This window comes from Megasphaera massiliensis (assembly GCF_036305205.1).
GTDB classification, from domain to species: Bacteria; Bacillota; Negativicutes; order Veillonellales; family Megasphaeraceae; genus Megasphaera; species Megasphaera massiliensis.
Genome location: NZ_JAXIXE010000014.1, coordinates 243,444 through 249,847 on the forward strand (window position 1 = coordinate 243,444; position 6,404 = coordinate 249,847).

Annotated in this window: 5 protein-coding genes; 1 reads left to right on the top strand and 4 read right to left on the bottom strand. The window is 49.8% G+C overall.

Going from position 1 to position 6,404, the window contains the following annotated elements:
* Window positions 1-81: 81 nt before the first annotated feature.
* The 4 genes from UCI88_RS03250 to UCI88_RS03265 all read right to left on the bottom strand — a co-directional run bounded on the left by UCI88_RS03250 (window position 82) and on the right by UCI88_RS03265 (window position 4,636).
* On the bottom strand, window positions 82-1,398 hold the full coding sequence (locus UCI88_RS03250) for a hypothetical protein (protein ID WP_044504727.1): 1,317 nt from the start codon (window positions 1,396-1,398) through the stop codon (window positions 82-84).
* A 17-nt stretch (window positions 1,399-1,415) separates the two neighbouring features.
* Window positions 1,416-2,090 carry a hypothetical protein gene (locus UCI88_RS03255; RefSeq protein WP_044504730.1) on the bottom strand — a complete coding sequence of 225 codons (675 nt, stop codon included), beginning with the start codon at window positions 2,088-2,090 and terminating at the stop codon, window positions 1,416-1,418.
* Window positions 2,087-3,889: a DUF2157 domain-containing protein gene (locus tag UCI88_RS03260; RefSeq protein WP_256180204.1), complete on the bottom strand. Its 1,803-nt coding sequence runs from the start codon at window positions 3,887-3,889 to the stop codon at window positions 2,087-2,089. The genes UCI88_RS03255 and UCI88_RS03260 overlap by 4 nt, the downstream gene beginning before the upstream one ends.
* 300 nt (window positions 3,890-4,189) lie before the next feature.
* On the bottom strand, window positions 4,190-4,636 hold the full coding sequence (locus tag UCI88_RS03265; protein WP_044504734.1) for a universal stress protein: 447 nt from the start codon (window positions 4,634-4,636) through the stop codon (window positions 4,190-4,192).
* Window positions 4,637-4,880: 244 nt separating this feature from the next.
* Between UCI88_RS03265 and UCI88_RS03270 the strand changes: the two genes are divergently transcribed.
* Window positions 4,881-6,248 carry a sodium:proton antiporter gene (locus UCI88_RS03270; RefSeq protein ID WP_081651725.1) on the top strand — a complete coding sequence of 456 codons (1,368 nt, stop codon included), beginning with the start codon at window positions 4,881-4,883 and terminating at the stop codon, window positions 6,246-6,248.
* Window positions 6,249-6,404: the final 156 nt, after the last annotated feature.

A 6,404-nucleotide genomic window follows, 5' to 3' on the forward strand; every position in this document is an offset into this window, starting at 1 on the left:
ATGTCAATTATCACGTTCCTATCATACCATCTTTTCGATAAATAGGAAATACTTTAAATGAAAAAACTTACCAAAAGATATCTATTCTTTATTAGTTCTGTCCGAGGTTTGGGCAGAATCGCTGTCAGAAGTCGATTCACGTTCGCCGGACTGACGGCTCTTCGAGGTATCGGAGCGAGTATCACTATCCGATTCTTTTTCATCGCTCTGAGATTCGCTGCGGCTCTTCTGTTCCGATTCAGAGGCATCACTGCGCTGCCGCTCCCGCGTCGTACTCCGGCTCGGTACTGGTGCTGAATCACCGATTGATTCAGCGTCCGATACGACACTGTTGATAAGCTGTTCCAGTACGTCCCGTTCAGCCTGGGACAAATCGTTATTTCCGCTGAGCATATCCCGCGCCTGCTGAGCTAAGCTCTGAGCCTGCGAACGAGCCGAACTGCCGCTGACAGCCCCATTGCGGTACTGCTGTTTCAAACTGCGCAGTTCATTTGAAATTTCATTGGCCTTGCTGCGAATACGGGCCGCTGCCAATTCACCACTGCGCTGTTTCCGAGCGTCCGCTTCCTGCATCTTTCGATCTTCTTCACGATTTTCCAACAGTTCTTCCTGCTGCTGTTCGGCCACTTTATCAAGCGATGCTGTCGTAACATGAGTGCCGACGTAGTATTCATAACCCATGTACCCCAAAATGACGATGGGAACACAGAGAAGCATCATTTCAAACCGGCGCATCTGGGCTGCCCGCTTCCAGCTGATGACGCTTTTGCGGCGATGTTCCATAATAAGGACGATGATTAAAATCAGTCCGATCAAGAACAAGGCCATATAAATGAAGAGTTTATGCCAAACCGTCGCCTGCAGGCTTATCGTAGACGGCTGGGAATCCGACAGCTGCCACAAATAGGTACTGGCCTGATCATCGGCTTTGGTGCTGTTGCTGGTAACCTGCGTCCCCGACGGGAAGGAAACCATATATTCCAAGTCGACACCGTTTTCCGGCATGGCCGCGCCCAGACGAAGGTTTTGAATGCTGTTGGCATCGAAATTATAATTGATATAATACGTCGAAGCAAACAGGCCGTCATGGGTCTTATGGACGATATGGTCGACGGAACTGCGGTTGGCGCCGTCATTGGTAATGGTCTTCATGGCCCGAAAACCTTCACCGTTATCATTACTATAATCCATGATGGTATAATTGCGCTTTTGGAACTCATCGGCATCGGCCTTCAAGCTCTGCTGCCCTTCTGCCGTAGCCGACACTTTCAAAACATCCTGCGTTTCACTGCCATCGTCATGAATGATGGTCTGCGCCCGAAATCCTGATAAGAGGAAAAATGCAGCCAACAGCATAACGGTCATAGCCAGTTTGGCAATCTTTGAATACCCTTTCATAAACTCCTCGCTTTCTATCACTCTTCTTTTGGCGGTACCATCCCGGAATCGACGAGATGCGGCCTATCAAACAGAGAACGTCCGGCCTTATCCGCCCGAGCTTTGTCCATAGCAGCCGCGTTACTGAGCTGCTCTAACGGAACGCCGTTGACAAAAATCCCTTCGATGACGCCTTCTCCCCGCTTGATGCGGATACTGGCGATGATACTGTCATCGGTGCGAAGGCTGTAGATACCGTCAGCCATTTCCGGAGACAGGCGGTAGCGGTCAAATCCAACTTGAAACTGAACGCGGCCATCCGCATAAGAAACGACCTCAGCCCGCATGTAATCGCTGCCGGAATCGGGTTTAGAGTCCGACGCCCCTTCCACTTTCATGAGTCCCGACGCATCGCGCGAGATAGCGACGTAAATTTGCTGACCGACTTCAGGCGGCGTTTCATCGAGCCACTGCGTCGTATCTTCCGGGAATACAACGCGAACATAATCGGTCCCAAAGGTAGAGATTTCCAGCCGCGGCACAGCACGCCACTGATAAGGAATCCCGTCGACAGAAATATTATGCCAGCGCCAGCCGACATAAGCCAGTGCGGCAAATTGAATCAATACGACTAACCCGAAGACAATCCAGCGATGACGGCCTTCCGGCGAAAAAGAAAGATGTATGCCCTGCAAAGGCGGTGAAAATTTCATTCCGACTTGCCTCCTTGATGGGACCATGGCGACTGGGTAAAGTGTTTTTTGCGTTTCGGTTCCGGTTTCATATGACTCCACGGCGACTCCGTAACTGCCGGAGATTTTTCTTTGGCCTTTTCCTGGGAAACGGCCATCTGCTGCGGCACGGCTTCCGTCGTTTCACGAATAACCTGACGAGGCGGCACGAAGTCATTCCCCGTGCTTTCAGTCGGTACGGACAGGGTAAATACCATCGGGGAATCCGTCGTATTTACCGGGACGGAACCGGCCTTGGACGAATTCGTATCAGACGAAGCCTCAATACCTGATTCGCCCAGCCCGAGTTCAGCCGGAGACGGAATACGGATATCCTTCATCCATTCTTCGACCGTTTCATCCATTTCGTTTTCCTCAGGAGAATACCACACCGGCATTTCTTCTTCTGGAGCCTGTTCTTCTGTAGCTGACGCATCATCATTTCGGACGCGTGCCGCCGAATGGCGAAGTCTTGCTCTTCGTGAAGCTCTCTGTGCCGCTGATTTTTTATCTTTCTGCATCCGCCTGAACTGGAATACGATTAAGGCCAAGACGATAATGGCCAAAATCGGCGCCAGCGGCGAAAAATGCGTCCCGAAAACGAAGGTCAGGACTACGCTGACCAAAATGACGATGCCGAATTTAAGATGAGCCTGGTGATCGGGCTTAAATCCCTGAGCCGTTTCATAGACACCGAGAACAACGATGTACAAGGATGAAAGAATGAGGGGAATGGACGAATAAAGGGCCGATCGAACGAGAATCGTCTCAAAAGCCAGGATGACGGGAATCACCAAATACAAAGCCGGGCTCCACAACCGCTTCTTCACGGTTTTCGCCATCATGCCTGCCATGAATACAAAGAGGAGGACCGTAACCAAATCGGTCGTCCAATGAAAATTCTGGACCTGAGCAATCCCATCCCAGGCAAAGGGCAGGCAGGAAATGAGGAGCGAACCGACAGCGGCAAACCGCCCGAACCAACGGAAGGGCACGCCCCAAGGCCGGTGGATGTCGATGGAATAACCTACCAGCATGATTGTAACGGCCAAGCTGCCCAAAAGGAGGAATGGAATGTATTCCGTCGTCTGTGCTGCCAGTCCAAAAGCAATGAAGACGGTAATCGTCATGACCCATGAGAAAACAGACAGCCGCCGTTCATCCCGAAGGCCGATCAAGGTGTTATAGAAAGGCACTGCCAAAAGCAGAAGAATCCACAAGAGGCCCATTCCGCCAAAGGTATTCACCGGGCCGCCGGAAGCCGTCCAATAGAGGAGGGACAAGTCGTAAACGACGAGAGCCGCAACAGAGCATAAAAAATAGACGACAGGCAGACAAAGCACGGCACAAGTAATGACATATGACGCCACATCCCAACCGATATAAAAAGTCTGTTCAGCCATGGCTAATACAACAAAAATGCCCAAACAATGGATGAGCGCAATCCCTTCAGCTGCCGCCGAGCCCTGCCGTTTCTGAAACATGGCCAGGCCTACACCGGCCTGAGTCACGAGCAGCAGCACACCGGCCAAGGTCATGCGGGCCGGGACCGACACGTAGTACCATAATTGGGAAAGGCCCCAAATGACGGCCATGACAACGGCTGCAAATCCCAGTGCCGATAAAAACGCATATAAAGGCAGGGTCGTCAAAAGAGAATTTCTTTGTTCATCCCTGCCGTAAGATTTCCGTATTTTTTCACAGGCTTCTTCTGTAATCCATCCTTTAGAAACCCAGTCCGTGACCTTGTGGTCTAGCCATTCATTGGTATTCCGTCTCATACTTGCCTCCCAGGCGCCATCCCGGAACGAGGCACTCCGGGACCCTTCGTAATGTGATATTTCAGGCATTCCTAAAAAAGCACACCTGTCTATTCAGTATATCATAAAATGACTCTTTTCCCTATGGCATCCGTCAAATTTTTACATATTCCCAAAAGAATACCTTCCCCTCATCCGTTATAACCAAACCAATCCGCAAAAAGCCATGACGGCACGAAAAAAGGGTCTCCAGGGATAATCCCTGCGAGACCCTTTAACCAGCCTGCGGCAGAACAAGGCCATGAAGGCATTGCGTCACCGTTATTTTACGATCAATACGGGGCAGACCGAATGCGTGACGACATAACTGCTGACCGAACCCATGAATAAGCCCTTCAGCGGTCCCAGGCCGCGGCTGCCCATGACAATCAAATCGGCATTGTACTTCTTCGCTACCGACAAGACAGCAGGCCCCGGCGAGCCGACTTCAAAGACGCTCTTGACTTCGATGTTTTGAGGAATCGCCTTGGCAAACTCATCAAGGATCCCCTTCCCTTCTTCTTCCATGTCCAGGGCAACCTGTTCGGTTACGTAGCCACTGGCATTGGGAATCTGGTCAAAATTCGAGATGACCGAGACGATGTTGGCAACATAGACCAGCGTAATCATAGCGCCCAAAGATGATGCAATGACGACGGCATGTTCCAAAGCTCGTTTCGAGTTGACCGAACCGTCGGTCGGAACGATGATGTTATTATATTGCTTCATATGAATCCCTCCTTATAATGCCTTATCGTTAAGTATATATTCGTCACTCCCTCGGCCGATTCCTGCCTGGCAAAAAAATTATTTAGAAAAAAACGCTTTATTTTTAAAAGCTCAGCTCGAATCCAGCCTAAATGACAGTGTAAAATGTGAAAATAGAGTATAAACTTTCATTTTCTTATGATATAATGTTAATTATAGCATACATAAATTTACTTTTTTGTAACGATTAAGAAAGGTGGTTTTTATGACACACGAACTCGTAAGCGCGACCTTACCCGTATGGAGCATCATTCCTTTTGCCGGGATGCTCCTATCCATCGCCATCGTTCCCCTCGTTCGACCGGAATGGTGGGAAAAACACATGCTTGGCGTAGCTTTTGCCTGGTCTTTATTATTCCTTATTCCCTTTGCAGTTGCTTATGGCATCGGTGAGTCATGGTTCCGCCTTCTGGAATCGGTCCTCCTCGACTACATACCCTTCATCGTTCTTCTCCTGGGTCTGTTCGTCGTTGCCGGCGGCATCGCCGTCCGTGGGACTTTAGCCGGAACGACGAAGGTCAACTGTCTTCTCTTATTCATCGGCACGGCTCTCGCCAGCTGGATCGGCACGACCGGTGCTGCCATGCTGCTCATCCGTCCTATGATCCGTGCTAACGCTTGGCGCAAGAATAAAGTCCACCTCATGGTCTTCTTTATCTTCCTGGTAGCCAATATGGGCGGCTGCCTGACCCCCCTCGGCGATCCCCCGCTCTTCATGGGCTTCCAGCGCGGCGTTCCCTTTACGTGGACCTTCCATCTCCTGCCGATTCTTCTCTTGAACCTGGTCATCATGTTTGCCATCTTTGCCCTGATGGATAAGCATTTTTATAATAAGGAAATAAAAGAAGGCCGCTCGCCTCATGACGCCATTGCTGCCGGCAGCAAAGAACCGATCCGTCTTGAAGGGGCTCATAACCTGATTTTTATCGCTATGATCATCATCGGCGTATTAGCCAACGGCCTCCTGCCGGAAATGCATCCGTTCTTTGCCAACGGTGCCGGCATCCATATTTACGACGAAATCGTCTTCCCCTATGCAACCTTAGCTGAAATCATCATCATCTTAGTCGCTGCATTCCTCTCGATTAAGACGACAAAAAAATCGACGCGAGACCTCAACGAATTTACGTATGCTCCTATTATCGAAGTCGCAAAACTCTTTATCGGCATCTTTGTCACTATGATTCCTGCCTTGATTCTGCTCAAAGCCCACGGGGCTGAACTGGGAATGAACAATCCCTGGCAGATGTTCTGGGCTACCGGCGCCTTGTCGTCCTTCCTGGACAATACGCCGACGTATTTGGTATTCCTGCAAACTGCCGGGGCGCTTGGCGCCACGGAAGGCATCACGACCTCCGTCGGTACGGTTTCTCAAATCATGTTGGAAGCCATCTCAGCCGGTGCCGTTTTCATGGGTGCCAATACTTATATCGGCAATGCACCGAACTTCATGGTTAAATCCATTGCCGAAGAAAATAAGATCAAAATGCCGAGCTTCTTCGGGTACATGGGCTGGTCCATTGCCATCCTCATCCCGGTATTCATCATCAACACCTTCGTATTCTTCTTATAATTAAGAATACAAAAAAGCAGGACTGTTTTGAACCGACCCCCTAAAGTTGGACCTAAAAATCTAACTTTAGGAGGTCGGTTTTTTATGGTAAAATACAGTACTGAATTTAAGTTGAAAGTTGTCACTGCATATCTTAATGGTGAAGACAGTTATAAA